20 protein-coding genes are annotated in these 20937 nt (G+C 68.9%); 19 read left to right on the top strand and 1 reads right to left on the bottom strand.

Annotation, left to right across the window (positions count from 1 at the left end):
- The 19 genes from rho to ACLN58_RS06320 form a co-directional block, all read left to right on the top strand.
- Positions 1-1427: transcription termination factor Rho (rho, locus tag ACLN58_RS06410; RefSeq protein WP_415854436.1), on the top strand; the 1427-nt coding region annotated here is incomplete at its 5' end.
- Between the two features lie 99 nt (positions 1428-1526).
- Entirely contained in the window at positions 1527-2600 is a 1074-nt protein-coding gene (prfA, locus tag ACLN58_RS06405; protein ID WP_415854435.1) for a peptide chain release factor 1, read from the top strand.
- Positions 2601-2602: 2 nt separating this feature from the next.
- Entirely contained in the window at positions 2603-3568 is a 966-nt protein-coding gene (prmC, locus tag ACLN58_RS06400) for a peptide chain release factor N(5)-glutamine methyltransferase (protein WP_415854434.1), read from the top strand.
- The gene (locus ACLN58_RS06395; protein WP_415854433.1) at positions 3565-4374 is read left to right on the top strand and encodes an L-threonylcarbamoyladenylate synthase; all 810 of its coding nucleotides are present in this window, start codon (positions 3565-3567) and stop codon (positions 4372-4374) included. The genes prmC and ACLN58_RS06395 overlap by 4 nt, the downstream gene beginning before the upstream one ends.
- Positions 4367-6244 (top strand): glycosyltransferase, encoded by a 1878-nt coding sequence (locus tag ACLN58_RS06390; RefSeq protein ID WP_415854432.1) that lies wholly within the window; start codon positions 4367-4369, stop codon positions 6242-6244. Before ACLN58_RS06395 ends, ACLN58_RS06390 begins: the two co-directional genes overlap by 8 nt.
- A gap of 4 nt (positions 6245-6248) precedes the next feature.
- On the top strand, positions 6249-7784 hold the full coding sequence (locus ACLN58_RS06385) for an MraY family glycosyltransferase (protein WP_415854431.1): 1536 nt from the start codon (positions 6249-6251) through the stop codon (positions 7782-7784).
- A gap of 94 nt (positions 7785-7878) precedes the next feature.
- Positions 7879-8409: a hypothetical protein gene (locus tag ACLN58_RS06380; RefSeq protein WP_415854430.1), complete on the top strand. Its 531-nt coding sequence runs from the start codon at positions 7879-7881 to the stop codon at positions 8407-8409.
- Positions 8402-8698, top strand: coding sequence for a hypothetical protein (locus tag ACLN58_RS06375; protein ID WP_415854429.1), 297 nt, complete (start codon positions 8402-8404; stop codon positions 8696-8698). The genes ACLN58_RS06380 and ACLN58_RS06375 overlap by 8 nt, the downstream gene beginning before the upstream one ends.
- An 88-nt stretch (positions 8699-8786) precedes the next feature.
- Positions 8787-9587 (top strand): F0F1 ATP synthase subunit A, encoded by an 801-nt coding sequence (gene atpB / locus ACLN58_RS06370; RefSeq protein WP_415854428.1) that lies wholly within the window; start codon positions 8787-8789, stop codon positions 9585-9587.
- A gap of 64 nt (positions 9588-9651) precedes the next feature.
- Positions 9652-9870 carry an ATP synthase F0 subunit C gene (atpE, locus tag ACLN58_RS06365; RefSeq protein WP_043119941.1) on the top strand — a complete coding sequence of 73 codons (219 nt, stop codon included), beginning with the start codon at positions 9652-9654 and terminating at the stop codon, positions 9868-9870.
- A 57-nt stretch (positions 9871-9927) separates the two neighbouring features.
- On the top strand, positions 9928-10479 hold the full coding sequence (locus ACLN58_RS06360; RefSeq protein ID WP_415854427.1) for a F0F1 ATP synthase subunit B: 552 nt from the start codon (positions 9928-9930) through the stop codon (positions 10477-10479).
- Complete coding sequence (locus ACLN58_RS06355; protein WP_415854426.1) at positions 10479-11309, top strand: F0F1 ATP synthase subunit delta; 831 nt, start codon at positions 10479-10481, stop codon at positions 11307-11309. Before ACLN58_RS06360 ends, ACLN58_RS06355 begins: the two co-directional genes overlap by 1 nt.
- 93 nt (positions 11310-11402) lie before the next feature.
- The gene (gene atpA, locus ACLN58_RS06350; RefSeq protein ID WP_415854425.1) at positions 11403-13040 is read left to right on the top strand and encodes a F0F1 ATP synthase subunit alpha; all 1638 of its coding nucleotides are present in this window, start codon (positions 11403-11405) and stop codon (positions 13038-13040) included.
- A gap of 91 nt (positions 13041-13131) precedes the next feature.
- Positions 13132-14022, top strand: coding sequence for a F0F1 ATP synthase subunit gamma (locus ACLN58_RS06345; RefSeq protein WP_415854424.1), 891 nt, complete (start codon positions 13132-13134; stop codon positions 14020-14022).
- Between the two features lie 64 nt (positions 14023-14086).
- Positions 14087-15538 (top strand): F0F1 ATP synthase subunit beta, encoded by a 1452-nt coding sequence (gene atpD, locus ACLN58_RS06340; RefSeq protein WP_415854423.1) that lies wholly within the window; start codon positions 14087-14089, stop codon positions 15536-15538.
- A gap of 1 nt (position 15539) precedes the next feature.
- Positions 15540-15821: a F0F1 ATP synthase subunit epsilon gene (locus ACLN58_RS06335; RefSeq protein WP_136609717.1), complete on the top strand. Its 282-nt coding sequence runs from the start codon at positions 15540-15542 to the stop codon at positions 15819-15821.
- A 9-nt stretch (positions 15822-15830) separates the two neighbouring features.
- Positions 15831-16262 (top strand): DUF2550 domain-containing protein, encoded by a 432-nt coding sequence (locus tag ACLN58_RS06330; protein ID WP_415854422.1) that lies wholly within the window; start codon positions 15831-15833, stop codon positions 16260-16262.
- A 7-nt stretch (positions 16263-16269) separates the two neighbouring features.
- The gene (locus tag ACLN58_RS06325) at positions 16270-17595 is read left to right on the top strand and encodes an alpha/beta hydrolase (protein WP_415854421.1); all 1326 of its coding nucleotides are present in this window, start codon (positions 16270-16272) and stop codon (positions 17593-17595) included.
- Complete coding sequence (locus tag ACLN58_RS06320) at positions 17592-20219, top strand: phosphatidylglycerol lysyltransferase domain-containing protein (RefSeq protein ID WP_415854420.1); 2628 nt, start codon at positions 17592-17594, stop codon at positions 20217-20219. Before ACLN58_RS06325 ends, ACLN58_RS06320 begins: the two co-directional genes overlap by 4 nt.
- Positions 20220-20316: 97 nt before the next feature.
- Here ACLN58_RS06320 and ACLN58_RS06315 read toward each other — a convergent pair whose 3' ends face one another.
- Positions 20317-20520, bottom strand: coding sequence for a cold-shock protein (locus ACLN58_RS06315; RefSeq protein ID WP_415854419.1), 204 nt, complete (start codon positions 20518-20520; stop codon positions 20317-20319).
- Positions 20521-20937: the final 417 nt, after the last annotated feature.

Raw genomic sequence — 20937 nt, 5'->3', positions numbered from 1 at the left:
AGGACCGCACCCAGCAGGAGCGCGGCCAGCAGGATCGCGGTCAGCAGGATCGCGGTCAGCAGGATCGCGGTCAGCAGGACCAGCGTCGCGACGAGGAGGGCGAGGAGGGCGGAAGCCGCCGGAGCCGCCGCAACCGCCGCGGACGTGACCGTGATCGCGAGGACACCGGTCGCAACGACCGCTTCCGTGACCGGAACGAGCGCCGCCGTGGGCGCAACCAGGGCCCCGAGGTCGACGACACGGAGCTGACCGAGGACGACGTCCTCGTGCCCGTGGCTGGCATCCTCGACGTCCTCGAGAACTACGCGTTCATCCGCACGTCCGGCTACCTCCCGGGCCCGAACGACGTGTACGTGCCGCTCGCTCAGGTCAAGAAGTACGGCCTCCGCAAGGGCGACGCGGTCGTCGGCGCGATCCGCGCCCCGCGCGACGGCGAGGACAATCGCCAGGGCCAGGGCAGCCGCCAGAAGTTCAACGCGCTCGTCCGCGTGACGACCGTCAACGGCAAGAACCCGGAGGACACGAAGGGCCGCGTCGAGTTCACCAAGCTCGTCCCGCTCTACCCGTCCGAGCGCCTCCGCCTCGAGACCGATCCCAAGAAGATCGGCCCGCGCGTCATCGACCTCGTGGCCCCGATCGGCAAGGGCCAGCGCGGCCTCATCGTCTCCCCGCCGAAGGCCGGCAAGACGCTCATCCTGCAGTCCATCGCCAACGCGATCACCGTCAACAACCCCGAGGTCCACCTCATGATGGTCCTCGTCGACGAGCGGCCCGAAGAGGTCACGGACATGCAGCGCTCGGTCCGCGGCGAGGTCATTGCCTCGACGTTCGACCGGCCGGCCGACGACCACACGACGGTCGCCGAGCTCGCGATCGAGCGCGCCAAGCGCCTCGTCGAGATGGGCATGGACGTCGTGGTGCTCCTCGACTCGATGACCCGCCTCGGCCGCGCGTACAACCTCTCGGCCCCGGCGTCCGGCCGCATCCTCTCGGGTGGTGTAGACTCCGCCGCGCTGTACCCGCCGAAGCGCTTCTTCGGCGCGGCGCGCAACATCGAGAACGGCGGCTCGCTCACCATCATCGCGACCGCGCTCGTCGAGACCGGCTCCAAGATGGACGAGGTGATCTTCGAGGAGTTCAAGGGCACCGGCAACATGGAGCTCCGCCTGTCCCGCCAGCTCGCGGACAAGCGCATCTTCCCTGCCGTGGACGTCAACGCGTCCGGCACGCGCCGCGAGGAGAACCTCCTCTCCTCGGACGAGGTCAAGATCATGTGGCGCCTGCGCCGCGTGCTCTCGGGCCTCGACACGCAGCAGGCCCTCGAGCTGCTCACGTCGAAGATCCGCGAGACGCAGTCCAACATCGAGTTCCTCCTGCAGGTGCAGAAGACGACTCTCGCGTCCAAGTCGGAGAACGACAGGCACTAGCGCCCCGCACGGCGGCCGGCCCGGAATCCCGGTGCCGGCCGCCGTCGTCGTCTGTTGACTGTAGGAACCCCCCCCAAAGCCGCCAAGAAAGGCCCACACATGTTCGAGTCCGTGAAAGGACTGCTGGACGAGCACGCCGACCTGCAGAAGCAGCTGAGCGACCCTGCGGTCTACCAGGACCAGGCGCTCGCGCGAAAGCTCGGCCGCCGCTCCGCCCAGCTCAACGGCATCGTGGACGCCCACACCCGCTGGAAGCAGCTCTCCGACGATCTCGAGGCCGCGCGCGAGATGGCCGCCGAGGATCCCGAGTTCGCCGCTGAGGTTCCGCAGCTTGAGGAGTCCCTCGCGGTGGCGCAGGAGAAGCTGCGCCGCCTCCTGATCCCGCGGGACCCGAACGACGCGCGGAACGTCATCCTCGAGGTCAAGGGCGGCGAGGGCGGCGACGAGGCGGCGCTGTTTGCGGCCGATCTGCTCCGCATGTACACGCGGTACGCCGAGTCGAAGGGCTGGAAGACGGAGATCCTGTCCTCGACGGAATCGGACCTCGGCGGCTACAAGGACGTCCAGGTCGCGATCAAGGGCTCGTCGAACGACCCCGCGGAGGGCGTGTACGCGCACCTCAAGTACGAGGGCGGCGTGCACCGCGTCCAGCGGGTTCCGGTTACCGAGTCGCAGGGCCGTATCCACACATCCGCCGCGGGCGTGCTCGTGTTCCCGGAGGTGGACGAGCCCGAGGAGATCGAGATCAACGCGAACGATCTCAAGATCGACGTGTACCGCTCATCCGGACCCGGCGGCCAGTCCGTGAACACGACCGACTCGGCCGTGCGCATCACCCACCTGCCCACGGGCATCGTGGTCGCGATGCAGAACGAGAAGTCGCAGCTGCAGAACCGTGAGGCCGCGATGCGCGTGCTCCGCTCGCGGCTCCTCGCGCACCAGCAGGAGCAGATCGAGGCCGAGAACGCCGAGGTGCGCAAGTCGCAGGTCCGAACCATGGACCGCTCCGAGCGCATCCGCACGTACAACTATCCCGAGAACCGCATCGCGGACCACCGCACGGGCTACAAGGCGTACAACCTCGATGCCGTCATGAACGGCGATCTCGCGCCGGTGATCCAGTCCTGCATCGACATGGATGAGCAGCACCGCCTCGACGCGATCGGGGAGTGAGCATGCGGGCCTCCTCGGGGCACCCCGCTGAGTCCGCCGCTGGGGAGCCTCCCGCTGGGGAGCGTCCCGAGCAGCACAGCGAAGATCTCGGCGCGGCCTTGCGACGGGCGACGGCGGTGCTCGCCGAGGCGGGTGTCCCGAGTCCGCGGGCGGACGCGGAGCTCCTCGCCGAGCACCTGCTCGGGTGCGGGCTCGGCCGGCTGCGGGCTCTCGCGGTCCTCGGCGCCCCCGTGCCCGAGGGCTTCTGGGACCTCGTGGACGAGCGGGCCAAGCGCGTCCCGCTCCAGCACCTCACGGGGACCGCGCACTTCCGGCACCTCGCGCTGAGCGTCGGCCCGGGAGTGTTCGTCCCGCGGCCGGAGACGGAGACGCTCGTGACGCTCGTCCTCGACTGGATCGTGGGCCAGAAGGGCCTCGCGCAACCGGTCGTCGTGGATCTCGGCACGGGCTCGGGCGCGATCGCGGCGTCGATCGCCGCGGAGTGTCCGTCGAGCCGCGTGCACGCCGTCGAGCTCTCGGAGCTCGCGCATGCCTGGGCCGCCCGCAACGTGTCCTTGCCCGAGGTCGGCGGACGGGTCGAGCTCGTGCTCGGCGACCTGCGCACGGCTTTCCCCGAGCTCAACGGGGCTGTCGACGTCGTGGTGAGCAACCCGCCCTACATCCCGGAGGGGATGGTCCCGCGCGAGCCCGAGGCGGCCGAGCACGATCCGGACTTGGCACTCTACGGCGGGGGAGAGGAGGGCCTCGACGTTCCGCGCGCCGCGATCGCGTCCGCGGCGCGCCTGCTGCGCCCCGGCGGCTTCTTCGCGATGGAACACGCCGAGGTCCAGGCCGACTATCTCTCGGCGCGTCTCGCCGCCGATCCGGCGTGGACCGGTGTCGCCTCGCATCGCGACCTCAACGGGCTCCCGCGAGCCACGACCGCTGTCCGGAGCTCGCGCCCACGCGTGGAAGAATTGGGGCCGTGACCTCGACCTACGACTGCACCGACCGGGAACGGCGAGCCGAAGGCCTCGCCCACGCCCAGCGCGCCATCGCTGCCAAGCAGTGCGTGGTGATGCCGACCGACACCGTGTACGGCATCGCCGCCGACGCGTTCTCGGCGCAGGCCGTCGCGACGCTCCTCGCGGCCAAGGGCCGCGGGCGTTCGATGCCGCCGCCCGTGCTCATCCCGCGGCTGCAGACCATGGACGGCCTCGCAGCGGACGTCCCCGACGCCGGCCGCCGCCTCGCCGAGCGCTTCTGGCCGGGCCCGCTCACGCTCATCTTCCATGCCCAGCCTTCCCTCACCTGGGACCTCGGCGACACGTACGGCACCGTGGCCCTGCGCATCCCGGCCGACGAGATCGCCCAGTCCCTCCTGACGATCACGGGTCCGCTCGCGGTCTCGTCGGCGAATCGCACGGGCCAGCCCGCGGCGCTCTCCGCCGGGAACGCGCTCGACCAGCTCGCGGAGTCCGTCGAGGTCTATCTCGATGACGGCGTGCGCCCCGCCGAGGGCGTCGAGAGCCTTCCCTCGACGATCGTGGACTGCACGGGCGAGCGGCTCCGCGTGGTGCGCCAGGGCGGGCTGAGCCTCGAGGCGCTGCGCGAGGTCGATCCGGAGATCCTGGGCTTCGGCGAGGTCGCCGAGGCGCCGGAGCAGGCCGCGAGCGCCGAGCCGGTTGAGCCCGAGGTTGAGCCCGCCGAGGCTACCGAGCGCGAGACGGAGTCTGCCGAGGCGGAGCCCGAGGCAAAACCCGCCGAGGCCCCCGCGGAGAAGCCGCGTGATTGAGCCGCGCGCCCCGCGGGTCGTCGCCGTCGTCGTGAGCTACAACCGCCGCGAGCTCCTCGAGCGTTCGCTCGCGGCCCTCGCGGCGGGGGATCGGCTTCCCGACGCCCTTGTCGTCGTCGACAACGCGTCGACGGACGGCTCGGGCGACTATCTCGAATCCCTCGAGCTGCCTTTCGAGTACGAGCTCGTGCGGCTCGCCCAGAATACGGGCGGTGCGGGTGGCTTCGCGGTCGGCATGGCGGCTGCGCTGGCGCGCCACAGCCCGGACCTCGTGTGGATCATGGACGACGACACGGTGCCCCTCGCGGGCACGCTCTCCGAGGCCGTGCAGTTGTGGGACTCGTGCCCCGAGACGGATCGACCCGCGTTCATCGCGAGCCGGGTCGTGTGGTCTGACGGGCGCGATCACCCCATGAACACGATGCGTGATCGCTGGGACGCCTCGGCCGAAGACCGCACGTTCGCCGCCGTGCGCCGCGCGCGGGTGGTGCGTTCGGCGTCGTTCGTCTCGCTCTTCGTCGACGCGGAGGCGATCCGCGCGCTCGGCCTCCCCGTCGCCGACTTCTTCCTCTGGAACGACGACTTCGAGTTCACGGCGCGGCTCGCGCGCCGCCGCCTCGCGCTCGCGAGCCTGGACTCCGTGGTCGAGCACCACACGAAGGCCTACGACTCCCACACGGTCGACGTCGGCGAGCGGTTCCGCTTCGAGGTCCGCAACAAGGTCTGGACGTTCTTCCGCTCGCCCGCGCTCGCACCCGTGGAGAAGGCTCTCTACGGGGCCGCGACGCTGCGGCGCTGGGGCGTCATGGTGCGGAACAGCTCGCGCCGCGGGGTCGTCCTGAAGGCGGGCCTCGAGGGCCTGCGCGAGGGGCTGAGTGGCCCGCCCCGGCCGAACGAGGAGGTGCTCGCGCCTGTGGGCGGCCTCCCTGAGGGCCTCCTCGACGTTGCGCCGTCATGTCCGCTGGGTTCGGACCCCGCGGACGTGACGGCGCAACAGGAAGTCCGGGCCCTGCCCGAGTTCGCGGTCCTCCTGCCCGTCTACGCAGGGGACACCGCCGCCCGCGTGCGCCGCGCGATCGACTCCGTGACCGTGGACCAGACCGTGCCGCCCGCGCAGCTCGTGATCGTGCGCGACGGCCCGGTCGGCGAGGAGATCGAGCGCGTGCTCGAGGAGGCCGAGCGCTCGGAGCGCCTCCCAGCCGACGTCGTGCGGCTCGCCGAAGGCGTGGGGCTCGCCGAAGCGCTCGACGCGGGCCTCGAGCGGTGCCGCTACGACGTCGTCGCCCGCATGGACGCGGACGACGTCGCCCTGCCGGAGCGCTTCGAGCGGCAGCTCGCGCTGCTCGACGAGGGTTACGACATCGTGGGCTCGGCCATCGCGGAAATCGGCGACGACGAAGCCCACCACCTCGCGAGCCGCCCCGTGCCCGTGACTCATCGCGAGATCATGGCGCAGGTCGACTTCCGTACCCCGTTCAACCACCCGAGCGTGATGTACAGGGCCTCGGCGGTCCGCGCCGCCGGCGGGTACCAGGGGGTCCCGGACATGGAGGACTACTGGCTGTGGGCCCGCATGCTCCACCGCGGGAGCCTCGGCGCGAACGTCCCCGACGTCCTCGTGCTCTACCGCGTGAGCGACGGCGCGTACGCGCGGCGAGGCGGTTCGCGGATGCTCACGGCCGAGCTGCGCCTTCAGCGCCGCATGCTCGGCGCGGGGTACATCGGGCCGGTTGGCTTCGCACGCAACGTCCTGGTCCGCGGCGCATATCGGCTCGTGCCCACGCAGGTGCGGCGGCGCGGCTATCGCACGGCGTTCACCGAGCTCCCGACCCTCGCGGCGGCACCGGGGCGCGGAAAGGCCGCCGGCTGAGAAGATGTTCATCTACGTCCTCGTGGCCATGTTGGCCGGGATCGTCACCTACGCGACGACCGGCATCGTTCGATCGGCGGCCCTCAGGTTCGGCGTTGTCTCCCCCGTGCGCGAGCGCGACGTCCACACCCGCTCGGTGCCCCGACTCGGTGGCATCGCGATGCTCGCGGGATTCGCAGTCGCGTTCTGGGCGGCCTCCCAGACGGTTTGGATCCGCTCGATCTTCTTCGACACCCCGCAGACGTGGGCCGTTCTCGGGGGAGCGCTCTTCATCGTCGCGCTGGGCGCGGTCGACGACGTCGTAGAGCTCAACAGCTGGGTCAAGCTCGCCGGGCAGATCGTTGCGGCGGGGATCGTGGCGGTATGGGGACCGCGCGTCACGTTCGTGCCGCTCGGTTCGATCCCCGTCCCGCAGGAGTGGCTCCAGATCGGGCTCACGATGTTCCTCATTGTGCTCACCGTCAACGCGATCAACTTCGTCGACGGTCTCGACGGACTCGCGGCGGGCGTGGCCGCGATCGGCGGGCTCGCGTTCTTCCTCACGGCCTATTGGGTGCACCGCAACGCGCTCCTGCCGAACTACACGGATCTTTCGACCCTGCTCATGGCGCTGCTCGTTGGCATCTGCCTCGGGTTCCTGCCGCACAACGCGCATCCGGCCAAAATCTTCATGGGCGATTCCGGGTCGATGCTCCTGGGCCTCGTCATGGCGACGGGCGCCGTCGTCGCGACCGGGCAGGTCGCCTCGGGCCTCTACGATCGCGCGGAGGGCATCCCCACGTTCGTGCCCGTCGTCCTCCCGATCGTGGTCATGATGCTCCCGTTCCTCGACCTCGTGCTCGCCGTCCTGCGGCGCACGGCCAGCGGGCGCTCGCCGTTCTCGCCCGACCGCGAGCACGTGCACCACAAGCTGCTCGATCTCGGCTACACCCACCGCCAGGCCGTCGCCGTCATGTACGTGTGGACCGCGTTCGTGGCGTTCGGTGGGGTCGCCTACGCGTTCGTGCCATGGGTCCCGCTCACCATCGTCAACATCGTGGTGCTGCCGACGGTCGGCTTCCTCACGATGCATCCGTGGGTGCGGGAGAGCGTGTCGGCCAGCCCCGTGCGGCGCGTGTGGCTCCGTTCAAGTGCGTGGGTCCAGCGGCTCACGAGGCCGTTTGCGGTGACTGTCGCCACCGCAACGGCGCTCGGCTTCACGGGGCTCGCGACCGGGGGAGTGCCCCTTCTGTACTCGACGTTCCTGGCCTTCGCGGTCGTCGCGTTGTGCGGTGGGACGTCAGTCGTGATCCTTCACCTCGCGGCGCCCGCGCTCCCGTTCCGCCGGCGTACGCTCGTGGCTGACGTGCTCATGAAGGTCGTCGCGCTCGCGATCGCCCTGCTCGTGGTGGGCTCCCCGACGTGGTCGGATCAGGGCTGGTACTGGCTTTCGCTCGGCGTGTGCGGGGCCGCGTGGGCCGTGTCCCAGACCGGCGTCGCGGCGTGGCAATGGCGCTGCTCGCGCGGCGGGGGAGCCTGGCGACCCAGCGTCGGCCACTGAGTTCTATCTCATGTAGAATCCTTACGCACCCACACCCACGCCGGCACCGCATCGAGGGAAAACCTCGACGGGGGCCGCCGACGAACGGTACTAGATGAACAGCACGCCCTCACGCCCCGGCCGGCCAGCCGGTCCCGTAGGCGTCGCCACGTTCTCCTCGATCTGGCTGCGCCTCACGCTCGTGTGCACGGTCGCCGCAGGAGGCCTCGCCGTCGTCCTCGCCGCCGTCGCGTGGATCGCCACGGGCGCCGCGGCCGCGGGCAGCGTTCTGTTCGCCGCCGTCGTCGTCATCGCCTTCTTCGCCATCAGCCTCCTCGTCGGGCACGTCGTGGGGCGCACCAATCCCGCCGGCGCGATTGGGGTGTTCGCGGTGGTCTACCTCATCAAGATCGTCGGCTTCGCGGCACTCCTCCTGTGGATCGGGACGCCCGCCTGGATCAACCCGCCGTGGTTCGGCGGGACGGGGATCGCGACCGTCGTCGTGTGGCAGGTGGCCGAGCTGTGGGGCTTCAGCCGAGTGCGGCTCCAGATCTTCAACGACCCCGAGGACGACGGCGCTCCCGGCGCCTCGTCGTCGGGCCCCGCGGACACCCCGCCGTCGACCCCTGGAGGGTCCCGTGGCTGAGCCGAAGAAGGACCGCGACGCGGGCCAGCCCCAGCCCGAAGGTGACGGCGGTTACAACGCCGGAATGGCCGTCTTCAGCTACATCATTGGCGGGATCATTGTCTGGAGTTTGATAGGGTGGGGGCTGGACACTCTCCTGAAAACCCGCTGGATCGTGCTCGTTGGAGCCTTGCTGGGGATTGTCGGTGGTCTGTACCTCGCCGGCAAGCACGGACTCTTCACGCAGCAACGCCGTTCAGCGAAATCCAACCCTCCCGACAACGAGGCCGAGGGGGACGGAAAGCCGTGATGGAGCGACCGACAATTTCACATGTGGGGGTTGAAGCCACTCGCCCCGGCACCTGCCCGATGAAGGACACTGCAAGAGAGGAAATGCGTTGACCCCGCTCACGCTTCCGGCCGCCGACAACGGCACATTCACCCCTCCCACGCTCGAAGAGTTGCACCTCCCCGCGATCCTGCCCTGGGGTGCGGACGACGGCTTCAACAAGCAGATGCTTCTGGTCCTGCTCTCCGTCGTCTTCATCGCGTGGTTCTTCATCTCTGCCTCTCGCAAACGGCAGCTCGTCCCGGGCAAGCTCCAGTTCCTCGGCGAGATGGCCTACGGCTTCGTCCGCAACGGCATCGGCAAGGACGTCATCGGCGGCAAGGACTTCATGACCTTCGTGCCGCTCCTGTTCACGCTCTTCTTCTTCATCCTCGTGAACAACATCTACGGCGCGGTCCCGCTCTTCCAGCTCCCCACGATGTCCCACGTCGGCGGCGCGTACTTCCTCGCAGGCCTGGTCTACGTCATCTGGATCGGCGTGGGTCTCAAGCGCTTCGGCCTCCGCTACCTCAAGCTCGCGGTCGTCCCGACGGGCGTCCCGTGGTACATCATGCCGATCGTCGTGCCGATCGAGATCATCTCGAACTTCGTGGTCCGTCCCATGACGCACAGCCTCCGTCTCTTCGCGACGATGCTCGCTGGGCACCTTGTCGTGGCCCTCGCGGGCTCGGGAATCGCCTTCCTCGTCGAGCAGGAGAGCTTCCTGCTCAAGGGGATGAGCGTCCTCGTGCTCGTCGGCGCGATCGCGATGTACATGCTCGAGGCGCTCATCATGGTCCTCCAGGCCTACGTCTTCACCCTCCTCACGGCGATCTACATCCAGGGCGCCGTCGCGGCGGACGCCCACTGAGAATTCCCCTCGGGGGAGCACCCAACCCCATCAACCTGCCTGCGGGCGATTGAAAGGAAAATCAATGAACGGCACGATCAACGGCAGCATCAACCTCATCGGCTACGGCCTGTCCGCCATCGGCGGTGCCATCGGTGTCGGCCTCGTGTTCGCGGCCTACATCAACGGCGTGGCTCGTCAGCCGGAGGCGCAGCGCGTTCTCCAGCCGCTCGCGTTCCTCGGCCTTGCTCTGACCGAGGCGCTCGCGATCCTCGGTCTCGTGTTCGCGTTCGTCCTGAAGTAAATCGGGGCAATCCGAGCCTGAGACCGAAGCAACCCAGTAGATAGGAGGGTGGTGCACATGCATCAGCTCATGGTGCACGCCGCTACCGAAAGCGCGCCGAGCCCGCTTGCGCCGAACTGGTGGGAGGTGCTCGTCACCGCTATCGGCTTCGCGATCCTGCTCTTCATCGTGGTGCGGTTCGTGGTGCCGGCGTTCGAAAAGACGTACGCCGCCCGCGCCGAGGCCATCGAAGGCGGCATCGCCAAGGCCGAGAAGGCGCAGGCCGAGGCCTCCGCCGCTCTCGAGGAGTACAAGCAGCAGCTTGTCGACGCCCGGACCGAGGCGAACCGCATCCGCGAGGAAGCGCGCGCCGAAGGGGCCCAGATCCTCGCCGAGCTCAAGGAGAAGGCGTCGGCGGAGGCCGCTCGCCTCACCGAGCAGGCCCATGCGCAGATCGAGGCCGAGCGCCAGCAGGCCCTCGTCTCGCTGCGCTCCGAGGTCGGCTCGATGGCGACGATCCTCGCGAGCCGCATTGTCGGCGAGTCCCTGGACGACGACGCGCGCGCGTCGCGCGTGGTTGACCGCTTCCTCGCGGACCTGGAAGCCCAGAACGCAGGTGCGGCGAAGTAATGGCAGGAGTATCGAGCGAATCGCTGGCGAGCGCGCTGGCGGACCTGGAGACCACGCTGCCCTCGGCCTCGCTGTCGCTGTCGGAGGAGCTCTTCAGCGTCCTCCGGATCGTCGACGCGTCGGCGGGCCTTCGCCGGGCGATGACTGACCCCTCTCGCGAGGGTGACGACAAGTCGGCTCTGGTCCAGCGGCTCCTCGCGGGCAAGGTCTCCGCGCAGGCGGTGGACATCGTGTCGCGTCTCGCCGCGCTGCGCTGGGCGGATTCCCGCGACGTCAGCGATGCACTCGAAACCCTGGCAGCGACTGTGGCCATTGCCGTGGCGGAGCAGGGCGCCGGACAGCCCGGACTGGGTGGACTGGAGCAGCTCGAGAACGATCTGTTCTCGTTCATCCGCGTGGTCGACGACAGCCATGATCTCCAGGCCGCGCTCAGCGAGCCGCAGGCGGCGCCCGAGGCGAAGAGGGCCTTGGCTCTCAAGCTCGCCGGCGGGGCGTCGGCCGAGGCCCGGCTGCTCATCGGCCAGGCTGCCGCCGAGCCCAGGGGCCTCAAGTCCACCGAGCTCGTCAAGCGCTTCGCGGCCCTCGCGGCGAAGCATCAGGAGCGCTGGATCGCCGAGGTCGCCGTCGCGCGTCCGCTGACCGACGACCAGCTCGACCGCCTTCAGGGCGGGCTCAACGGGCTCTACGGCCGCGAACTCAAGATCACGACGACGGTCGACCCCCAGCTTCTGGGCGGCGTCCGCGTGACGGTCGGCGATGAGGTGCTCGACGCCTCGACGCTCGCCCGGCTCACCGAACTGCGCCGCCAGCTCGCGGGGCAGGCCGGCTGACGGCTACAGCACACTTCGAACCAGACAAATCCGGTCATCACAGCCAGTACTGCACCGATGATGACCACGAGATCTAGAGAGCAGGGACTGCAGATGGCCGAATTGACCATCAACGCCGACGACGTCCGCGATGCACTGAACGAATTCGCGGCGTCCTACGAACCCGGCATGGCCGATCGCGTCGAGGTTGGCCGCGTCATGCAGGCCGCCGACGGCATCGCCCGCGTCGAGGGCCTTCCGTCCGTCATGGCCAACGAGCTGCTGCGCTTCGAGAACGGCGTCCTGGGCCTCGCCCAGAACCTCGACGTTCGCGAGATCGGCGTCATCATCCTCGGCGAGTTTGCCGGCATCGAGGAGGGCCAGGAGGTGCACCGCACCGGCCAGATCCTCTCCGTGCCGGTCGGCGACGCCTTCCTCGGCCGGGTCGTGGACCCGCTGGGCCAGCCGATCGACGACCTCGGCCCGATCGCGGCTGAGTCCACTCGCGCGCTCGAGCTTCAGGCTCCCGGCGTGACGCAGCGCAAGTCGGTCCACGAGCCGATGCAGACGGGCCTCAAGGCGATCGACGCCATGATCCCGATCGGCCGCGGCCAGCGCCAGCTCATCATCGGCGACCGCCAGACCGGCAAGACCGCCATCGCGGTGGACACGATCATCAACCAGAAGGCCAACTGGGCCTCGGGCGACGTCAAGAAGCAGGTCCGCTGCGTCTACGTGGCCATCGGCCAGAAGGCCTCGACGATCGCGGCCGTGCGGCAGACCCTCGAGGACAACGGCGCGCTCGAGTACACGACGATCGTCGCGTCCCCGGCCTCCGATCCCGCTGGCTTCAAGTACCTGGCTCCGTACGCCGGCTCGGCCATCGGCCAGCACTGGATGTACGGCGGCAAGCACGTCCTCATCATCTTCGATGACCTCTCGAAGCAGGCCGAGGCGTACCGTGCCGTGTCCCTCCTCCTCCGCCGCCCGCCGGGACGCGAGGCGTACCCGGGCGACGTGTTCTACTTGCACTCTCGCCTCCTCGAGCGTTGCGCGAAGCTCTCGGACGAGCTTGGTGCCGGTTCGATGACTGGCCTCCCGATCATCGAGACGAAGGCCAACGACGTCTCGGCGTACATTCCGACCAACGTCATCTCGATCACGGACGGCCAGATCTTCCTCCAGTCCGACCTGTTCAACGCCAACCAGCGTCCCGCGGTCGACGTCGGCATCTCGGTCTCGCGCGTGGGTGGCTCCGCCCAGGTCAAGGCCATGAAGAAGGTCTCCGGCACGCTCAAGCTCGACCTTGCGCAGTACCGCGACATGCAGGCCTTCGCGATGTTCGCGTCGGACCTCGACGCCGCCTCGCGCCAGCAGCTGACCCGCGGCGCCCGCCTCATGGAGCTGCTCAAGCAGGGCCAGTACTCGCCGTTCCCGGTCGAGAACCAGGTCGTGTCCATCTGGGCCGGCACGAACGGTCACCTGGATGACGTCCCCGTCGAGGATGTTCGCCGCTTCGAGGCGGACTTCCTCGAGTACCTGAACCACCGCACCTCGATCCTCACGACCCTCGCGCAGACCAACCTCCTCGAGGACGACACGGTCGAGGCGCTCAAGTCGGCGATCAAGGACTTCAAGCAGGGCTTCTTCGGCGAGGGCGACAGCAAGCTCGTCGCGGCCGGCCACGAGGAGCACGCGGCGCTGGCCCAGGGTGACGTGAACCAGGAACGGATCGTCAAGCAGACCCACTGATTCCACTCGGTGACCCCGCCGGGGCCGTAGGAACGGAGCACAGCTCCGGGCCGCGGCCCCGCGGGGCAGCGATGGAGAGGAAAGGACAAGAATGGGTGCCCAGATCCGGGTCTACCGCCAGAAGATCGCCTCGACGTCGTCGATGCGCAAGATGTTCAAGGCGATGGAGCTGATTGCCACCTCCCGCATCGGCAAGGCGCGCGCTCGCCTAGCCGCCTCCCTGCCCTACGCGCGTGCGATCACGCGCGCGGTCTCGGCCGTCTCGTCGGCCCGCGATCTGGATCACCCGCTGACGACCGAGCGTGAGCACGTGCGTCGCGCCGCGGTGCTCGTCCTGACCGCCGACCGCGGGCAGGCCGGCGCCTACTCGGCGAGCATCCTCAAGCAGGCGGAGTCGCTCACGGAGCTCCTGCGCGGTCAGGGCAAGGACGTCGCGACGTACCTCGTGGGCCGCAAGGGCCAGGCGTACTACGACTTCCGCAACCGCGACTACGTGCGGGTCTGGACGGGCCAGACGGACAACCCCGAGTTCGCGACCGCCCAGGAGATCCGCAAGGTGCTGCTCGAGGCGTTCGAGACGCCGTTCGAGGACGGCGGCGTCGACGAGATCCACGTGGTCTACACGTCGTTCAAGTCGATGGTCGTGCAGCAGCCGACCGTGATCCGCCTCCTCCCGCTCGAGGTAGTCGAGGAGAAGGCCGCCGAGGCGCAGGAGCTCCTGCCGCTCTACGAGTTCGAGCCGGAGCCCGAGCAGGTGCTTGACGCGCTCCTGCCGCGTTACATCGAGTCGCGGATCTTCGCGGCGATGCTGCACGCGGCCGCGAGCGAGCTTGCTTCGCGTCAGCGCGCCATGAAGAACGCGGGCGACAACGCCACCGAACTGATCAAGAAGTACACGCGACTGCGCAACACCGCCCGCCAGGCGGAGATCACGCAGGAGCTCACTGAGATCATCGCCGGCGCCGACGCGCTGAACGCCTGAGGTCCCCGGAGCCTCGGCCCACTCAATAGACTGACTACACGCCATGACTGGAGAAGTGAGAGACATGACTGCCACTGCCCCCGAAGCGGTTGCCACCGCCGGCGCGACGGGCCGGATCGCCCGCGTGATCGGTCCGGTGGTCGACGTCGAGTTCCCCGCCGACTCGATCCCCGAGATGTACAACGCCCTGACCACTCAGATCACGCTGAACGGCCAGACCCGCACCATCACGTTCGAGACCGCTCAGCACCTCGGCGACAACCTTGTCCGCGCCATCTCGCTCCAGGCCACCGACGGCCTGGTCCGCGGCACGAAGGTCCAGGACACCGGCTCCCCGATCTCCGTCCCTGTGGGCGACGGCGTCAAGGGCCACATCTTCAACGTGCTGGGCAAGCCGCTCGACGTCGACGAGTCTGAGATCCAGGCATCGGATCACTGGCCGATCCACCGCAAGGCGCCGTCCTTCGCGCAGCTCGAGGGCTCGACCGAGATGCTTGAGACCGGCATCAAGGTCATCGACCTCCTGACCCCGTACATCAAGGGCGGCAAGATCGGCCTGTTCGGCGGCGCCGGCGTCGGCAAGACCGTGCTCATCCAGGAGATGATCACCCGCGTTGCCCGCAACTTCGGCGGTACCTCGGTGTTCGCCGGCGTGGGCGAGCGCACCCGTGAGGGCAACGACCTCTGGGTCGAGATGGACGAGGCCGGCGTTCTCAAGGACACCGCCCTCGTGTTCGGCCAGATGGATGAGCCGCCGGGAACGCGCCTCCGCGTGGCCCTCTCGGCGCTGACCATGGCGGAGTACTTCCGCGATGTGCAGAACCAGGACGTGCTGCTCTTCATCGACAACATCTTCCGCTTCACGCAGGCGGGTTCCGAGGTCTCCACGCTTCTGGGCCGCATGCCCTCCGCCGTGGGTTACCAGCCGAATCTCGCCGACGAGATGGGTGTGCTCCAGGAGCGCATCACTTCGACGCGTGGCCACTCGATCACGTCGATGCAGGCCATCTACGTCCCGGCCGATGACTACACGGACCCGGCCCCTGCCACGACGTTCGCGCACCTCGACGCGACGACCGAGCTCTCCCGCGAGATCGCCTCGCGTGGCCTGTACCCGGCCGTCGACCCGCTGACGTCCACGTCGCGCATCCTCGACCCGCAGTACATCGGCAAGGCCCACTACGACACGGCCGTCCGCGTCAAGCAGATCCTCCAGAAGAACAAGGAGCTGCAGGACATCATCGCGATCCTCGGCGTCGACGAGCTTTCCGAAGAGGACAAGATCGTCGTGGCCCGCGCTCGCCGCATCCAGCAGTTCCTGTCGCAGAACACCTACACCGCGAAGCAGTTCACGGGTGTCGAGGGTTCGACCGTCTCCATCAAGGACACGATCGAGGGCTTCACGGCCATCTGCGACGGCGAGCTCGACCACATCGCCGAGCAGGCGTTCTTCAACGTCGGTGGCCTCGACGACGTCGAACGCAACTGGGCCAAGATCCAGGAATCGACGAAGTAGCATGGCTGAGCTCGAAGTCGAGATCGTCGCGGCGGACCACTTCGTGTGGTCCGGCGGGGCGAAGATGGTCAAGGCCCGCACGGCCGACGGCGAGATTGGGATCCTGCCCGGGCACACTCCGGTCCTGGCCATCCTGCACGCTGGCAACATCGAGATCGAGCCTGTTTCGGGTTCGCGGATCGTCGTCGAGGCCGACGGAGGGTTCTTCTCCGTCGACAGCAACCGCGTCGTGATCGTCGCGGACAACGCACAGATCAGCGAGTCGGTCGCGGGGACTCGTTAGCCTTCCTCAATGGACGATTCCGCTCTTCCGTTCATCGTCCTGGCAGTGGTCTTTCTGCTCCTTGCAGCAATGCTCTGTGCTCTGGGGGTGCGTCGCTTCGTTCTGCGGCGCACCCTCGGCACGGTGGATGCCTCCATCAGCCTGTCCTCCGGGGCGTGGCGGATGGGGGTTTGCCGCTATCAGGACGCCGAACTCGAGTGGTTCGACCTGCTCTCCCTCAGCCCCCTCCCGAAGCGCCGCTTCACGCGGAGTGCCCTCGTGCTCCGCGGCCGCCGAAAGCCCACGGAGGCCGAGCGGCCCAAGGTGCAGGCCGACGTCGTGATCGTGGAACTCACGCACCAGGGCACCGAGGTGCGGTTCGCGATGGACTTCCGTGCCTATGCGGGCCTCTCGTCGTGGCTCGAGGCTGGGCCCGTGATCGGCGTCGGGACGTGGCGCTGACCCCCACATGGACGCCTTCTACGAACTGAGGATTGTCGACGGCCCGCTGGCCGTCGCCTGCTGGGCACTCGCGATCGCGGGCGCCGTGCTCCTCGTGGCTCTCGCCGCCGCACCGCGGCTGCGCAAATGGGGTAGGGCACTCATCATCCTGGGCGGCGCGATCGTCGTGACCGTTGTCGCGACGGGCGTTGTGCACTGGCTGCTCGTCGACATCTTCAACGTCTTCCCCGAGGATCTCCCGATCGAGGTGCTCGTCGCGTCCGGTGTCGGGGTCTTCGGAGTCGTCCTCGCGGTGACCGCGGTGGTCCGGCTCGGGCTGGCGCGCCGCGCGTGGGTCCGCCGTGCCGGGGCGGTCGCGTCTGCGGCGGCGATGTCGCTGCTTGCGGCCCAACTCGTCAACGCGTACTTCGGCCTCAACCTCACGTTCGGTGATCTGGCGGGCGTTTCGCTCAGCCGGATCCACCCGCTCGAGGGGCAGCTCGAGCGCTCCTCGGCCCCGTCTGTTCCGCTCGCGGACTGGTCCTCGCAGGGCGGGCTGCCGCCCAATGGTGAGCTACGCTCGGTCCAGATCCCCACGCCCGTGTCCGGGTTCAAGGCGCGGCCCGCGTACGTCTACCTTCCGCCGGCCTACTTCGCCCCGACGCGACCGCAGCTTCCCGTGCTCCTCCTCATCCCCGGTCAGCCCGGGAACCCGTCCGACTGGCTCTCGGGCGGCCGACTCCGGCTCAAATTGGATCGTTTTGCCGCCGAGCACGGGGGAGTGGCGCCCATCGCCGTCGTCGTCGATCCGAACGGCAGTCCCTCGGCGAACACGATGTGCATGGACACCAAGATCGCGCACGCCGAGACGTATCTCGTGCAGGACGTGGTGCCGTGGATCAAGTCGCACCTGAGCGTCGCGGCGGATCCGCGTCTGTGGGCCGCGGGCGGCTTCTCCTTCGGCGCTACGTGCTCGGTCCAGCTCCTCGCGAAGCATCCCGAGATCGTCACGAGCGCCCTCGGCTTCGCCGCCGAGCAGGAGCCGGCGCTTGCGAAGGACCGCACCAAGACCATCGATCTTGCGTTCGACGGCGACACCGCGGCTTTCGAGGAACAGACACCTGCGCGTCAGTTCGCAGAGCGGCGCCACGACGGGCTCATGCTCTTCCTCGCCACAGGCTCCCGCGACCAGGACTTCCAGCGGCAGGCCGACGTGGTCGGGGGCCAGGCCCGCGGCTCGGGGGTCGACGTCCACCGCGCCCTCGCGGACGGCGAGGGGCACTCGTGGGAAATGATCGCGAAGACGTGGCAGGCCGGAATGGCGCTCCTCGCCGTGCGCTGGGGGCTCGCATGACGCCGCGCGCGGAGAGCGGCGTCGACCAGGCCCAGGCCCCGAGCGAAGCCCAGGCGAGCGAGGCAAACACCGCTGCGACGGTGCGGCGGGCGGAGGCCGGCCCCCGCAACGTGGCCGTGACCATTCGCGCGGCAGTCGGCGAGAGCGCGCGCACGTGGCTTTCGGCGCTCGGGCGGTACCCCGTCACGCTGAGCATCGTGGCAGCGCTGTGGGGCGTCGGCATCGCGACGGGAAGCATTCTCTCGGGCCCCGACACCGCGCTCTACGACATCGTGGGCGGGGATCTCGCGTCGCTGCGCGGCGGGCAGTGGTGGGCCGCCCTGACGTCCGTCTTCTTCGCGTCCAACCCCCTCGCGTATCTCGCGGGGACGGTCGTGGTCGCGGTGCTCGTGCCGTTCTCCGAGCGTGCATTCGGCGCGTGGCGCACCATCGCCCTGTTCTTCGGCGGCCAGCTCGCGAGCATCATCGCGTTCTTCGCGGTCGCCCAGATCGCCCGGTGGGCCGGAGACGACTGGCTCGGCTCGATGGTCGACGTCCCGATCCTCGGACCCTACCCCGCGGCTCTCGTGTGCGGCCTTGCCGCGAGTGGCTCCCTCGGCGCACTCATCCGCCGCCGGCTCAGGGCTGTGGTGCTCGCGGTCGCGGGCATGCTCGTGCTCTATGTGGGGCACTCGGAGACGGTGCTCGGCCTCATCGGGGCGCTGCTGGGCCTCGCGGCGGGGTGGTGGTCGAAGGGCCCCGCCCACGAACGCATGTTCCGCCTCCCGAGCATCCGCGAGCGGCGGAATCTTCTCGCGCTCCTCGTCGCGATCGTCGCCGTCGGTCCCGTCCTCACGGCGTTCACGCGCAGCGCGAACGGGCCGCTCGCTCTCGTTCGCGGCATGGTCCTCAACCCGCTCCCGGCGCTCGCGCAGCTCCAGCAGGACTGCGGCAGCTCGCTGGATGCCCAGTGCCTCCAGGCCGGGCAGCCCACCGTGATCTCGGCGACCGGCTATCTCACGGCCCTGCTCCCCGTCCTGATCATCCTCGTGTGCGCCGAGGGCCTGCGCCGCGGCCGCTCGGTCGCGCTGCGCCTCGCCGTCGGCGTCCTGCTCGCGCTCGTCGCCCTCTCCGCGAGCTATTCCGTCCTGTTATTCCGCATCCCGGTGCACCCGGGCCGTGGGCGGTACGGCATGCTCAGCTCGGGGGTCGTGCACCTGCTGCCGGTTGCGCTGACCGCCGCGGCCCTCATGGTGGTCCTCTGGATGCATCGTGACCTGTTCCCGGTCGAGACCGCCCGGGGCATGCGGCGGCGCCTCCAGACCGCCGGCGGTCTCCTCACCGGCGGGCTCGTCGGCGCGTACGTGATCCTGTGGGTCAAGGACGGTGGCCTCGCTCGGCCCGCGGGCGTCTGGAATCTCGTCGAGGAGCTCGTCCGGCAGTATCTCCCCTCGCCCCTGCCCATCAGCTACCTCCCGCTGTTCCGCAACCGCGATCCCGTCGAGCTGTGGCTCTTCACCTACAGCGGCCTCATCCTCTGGCTCGCCGCCTTGATCGGAGTCGCCGTCGCCGTCCTCCGCGGTCAACAGACCCTTGGCGCGCGGGACGACAGCCTCCAGCTCGCCCGTCGCCTGGTTCATCGAGGCGGCAGCAGCCTCGCGTGGATGACGCTGTGGCCCCCGAACCGCTTCTGGTTCGACCAGCATGCGACCGCGGGAGTCGCGTTCCAGCAGCACGGCAGCGTGGCGCTCTCCGTCGCGGGGCCGATCGGACCGCCCGAGAAGTGGCAGTCCGCCGTCGAGGGCTTCGTAGCCTACTGTTCGCGGCACGCGCTCGTGCCGTGCTTCTACAGCGTCACGGACGAACAGTGGCCGGTCCTGCGCGAGCGGGGCTTCCGCCGCGTCGAGGTCGCGCAGGAGACAAGGCTGCGGATCCGTGAACTCGAGTTCAAAGGGAAGGACTGGCAGAACGTCCGTACGGCCGTGAACCGGGCCCGCAAGACGGGCGTGCGTGCCGAGTGGGCGCGCTACGTGGCCCTGAGCCCCCACCGCCGCTCCCAGCTGCACGTCCTGTCCGAAGAGTGGTCGGCCCGCAAGACGCTCCCGGACATGGGCTTCACGCTCGGCGGCCTCGACGAGCTCGCCGACCCGGAGGTGCTCCTATGCCTTGCGGTCGACGGCGATGGACGGCTCCACGGGGCCACGAGCTGGCTCCCGGTGTACCACGAAGGGAACGTGGTCAGCTGGACGCTCGACTTCATGCGCCGCAGCCCCGACGGGTTCCCCGGCGTCATGGAATTCCTCGTGGCTTCGGCGGTGAGCGAGCTGCGCAGGACCGTGGACACGATTTCGCTCTCTGGTTCTCCGCTTGCCGCGGACCCCGCGGGCGAGCGGGCCGCCGTCGAGGGCCAGGATGAGCTGCTCGGCAGCATCCTCGAGGCCGCGGGGCAAGCGCTCGAGCCGATCTACGGCTTCCGCTCGCTGGCCCGATTCAAGTCCCATTTTCAGCCCGAATACCGCGCGCTCTACATGTACTACCAGGACACGCTGCAGCTGCCGGCAATCGGGCGAGCCCTTGCCGAGGCCTATCTGCCGGGCCTCACGATGCGGCATCGGATGCGGCTCCTGAGAAGCCTTGTGAGGTGACCGAGCGCGAATGTGACTTCGGCAGTCACTAAATAATGGGAGCGCCTAAAAAGCAGGGCCCCGGCGATGCCGGGGCCCTGCTTGGCTATGACTCAGCTCAGATGGCGGTGACGCCCATGGCCTGCGGCCCCTTGGCGCCCTGGCCGATCTCGAACTCGACCCGCTGGTTCTCTTCGAGCGTGCGGAAGCCGTTCGACTTGATCTCGGAATAGTGGACGAAGACGTCGCCGTCAGCGTCGTCCGGAGTGATAAAGCCGAAGCCCTTCTCAGCGTTGAACCACTTGACGGTTCCCTGTGCCATGTTCCTGTGTTCTCCTGTGGATTGCCGATAGATGGCCCTCCGCTTGTGCGGGTGACCCAGTTACTCCGCGGGAAGAACCTGACACGCACTGGATATCAGGAGCTTCGCGCTCGCAACGGTCTTGCGAGCGTGCTCTGCTGGCTGAGCTGGCTGCTAGCTCACAGATACTGCTAACTACATCAAGACTGGATATAGCCAATCATGCCCGGCAAGTACGGTCAATGGCATACAAGAAGCGCCTCCGAATTCCCGGCAAACAATTCTTGAATGCGACGAACGCGCGTGTCAGGGGGTGGCTCAGCGGCCCTGGGGCAGCTCGAGGAGCGTGCCGGCGCGGATGACCGCCGCGAGCCCGAGACTCGCATCTGTAGCCACGAGATCGGCGCGGAGCCCGCGGCGCAGGCTCCCGAATTCGTC

The organism is Sinomonas sp. G460-2 (assembly GCF_047759905.1).
Lineage (GTDB): Bacteria > Actinomycetota > Actinomycetes > Actinomycetales > Micrococcaceae > Sinomonas.
Note: the sequence above shows the minus strand (reverse complement) of the source record. Positions and strands in the feature narration are given on the sequence as shown.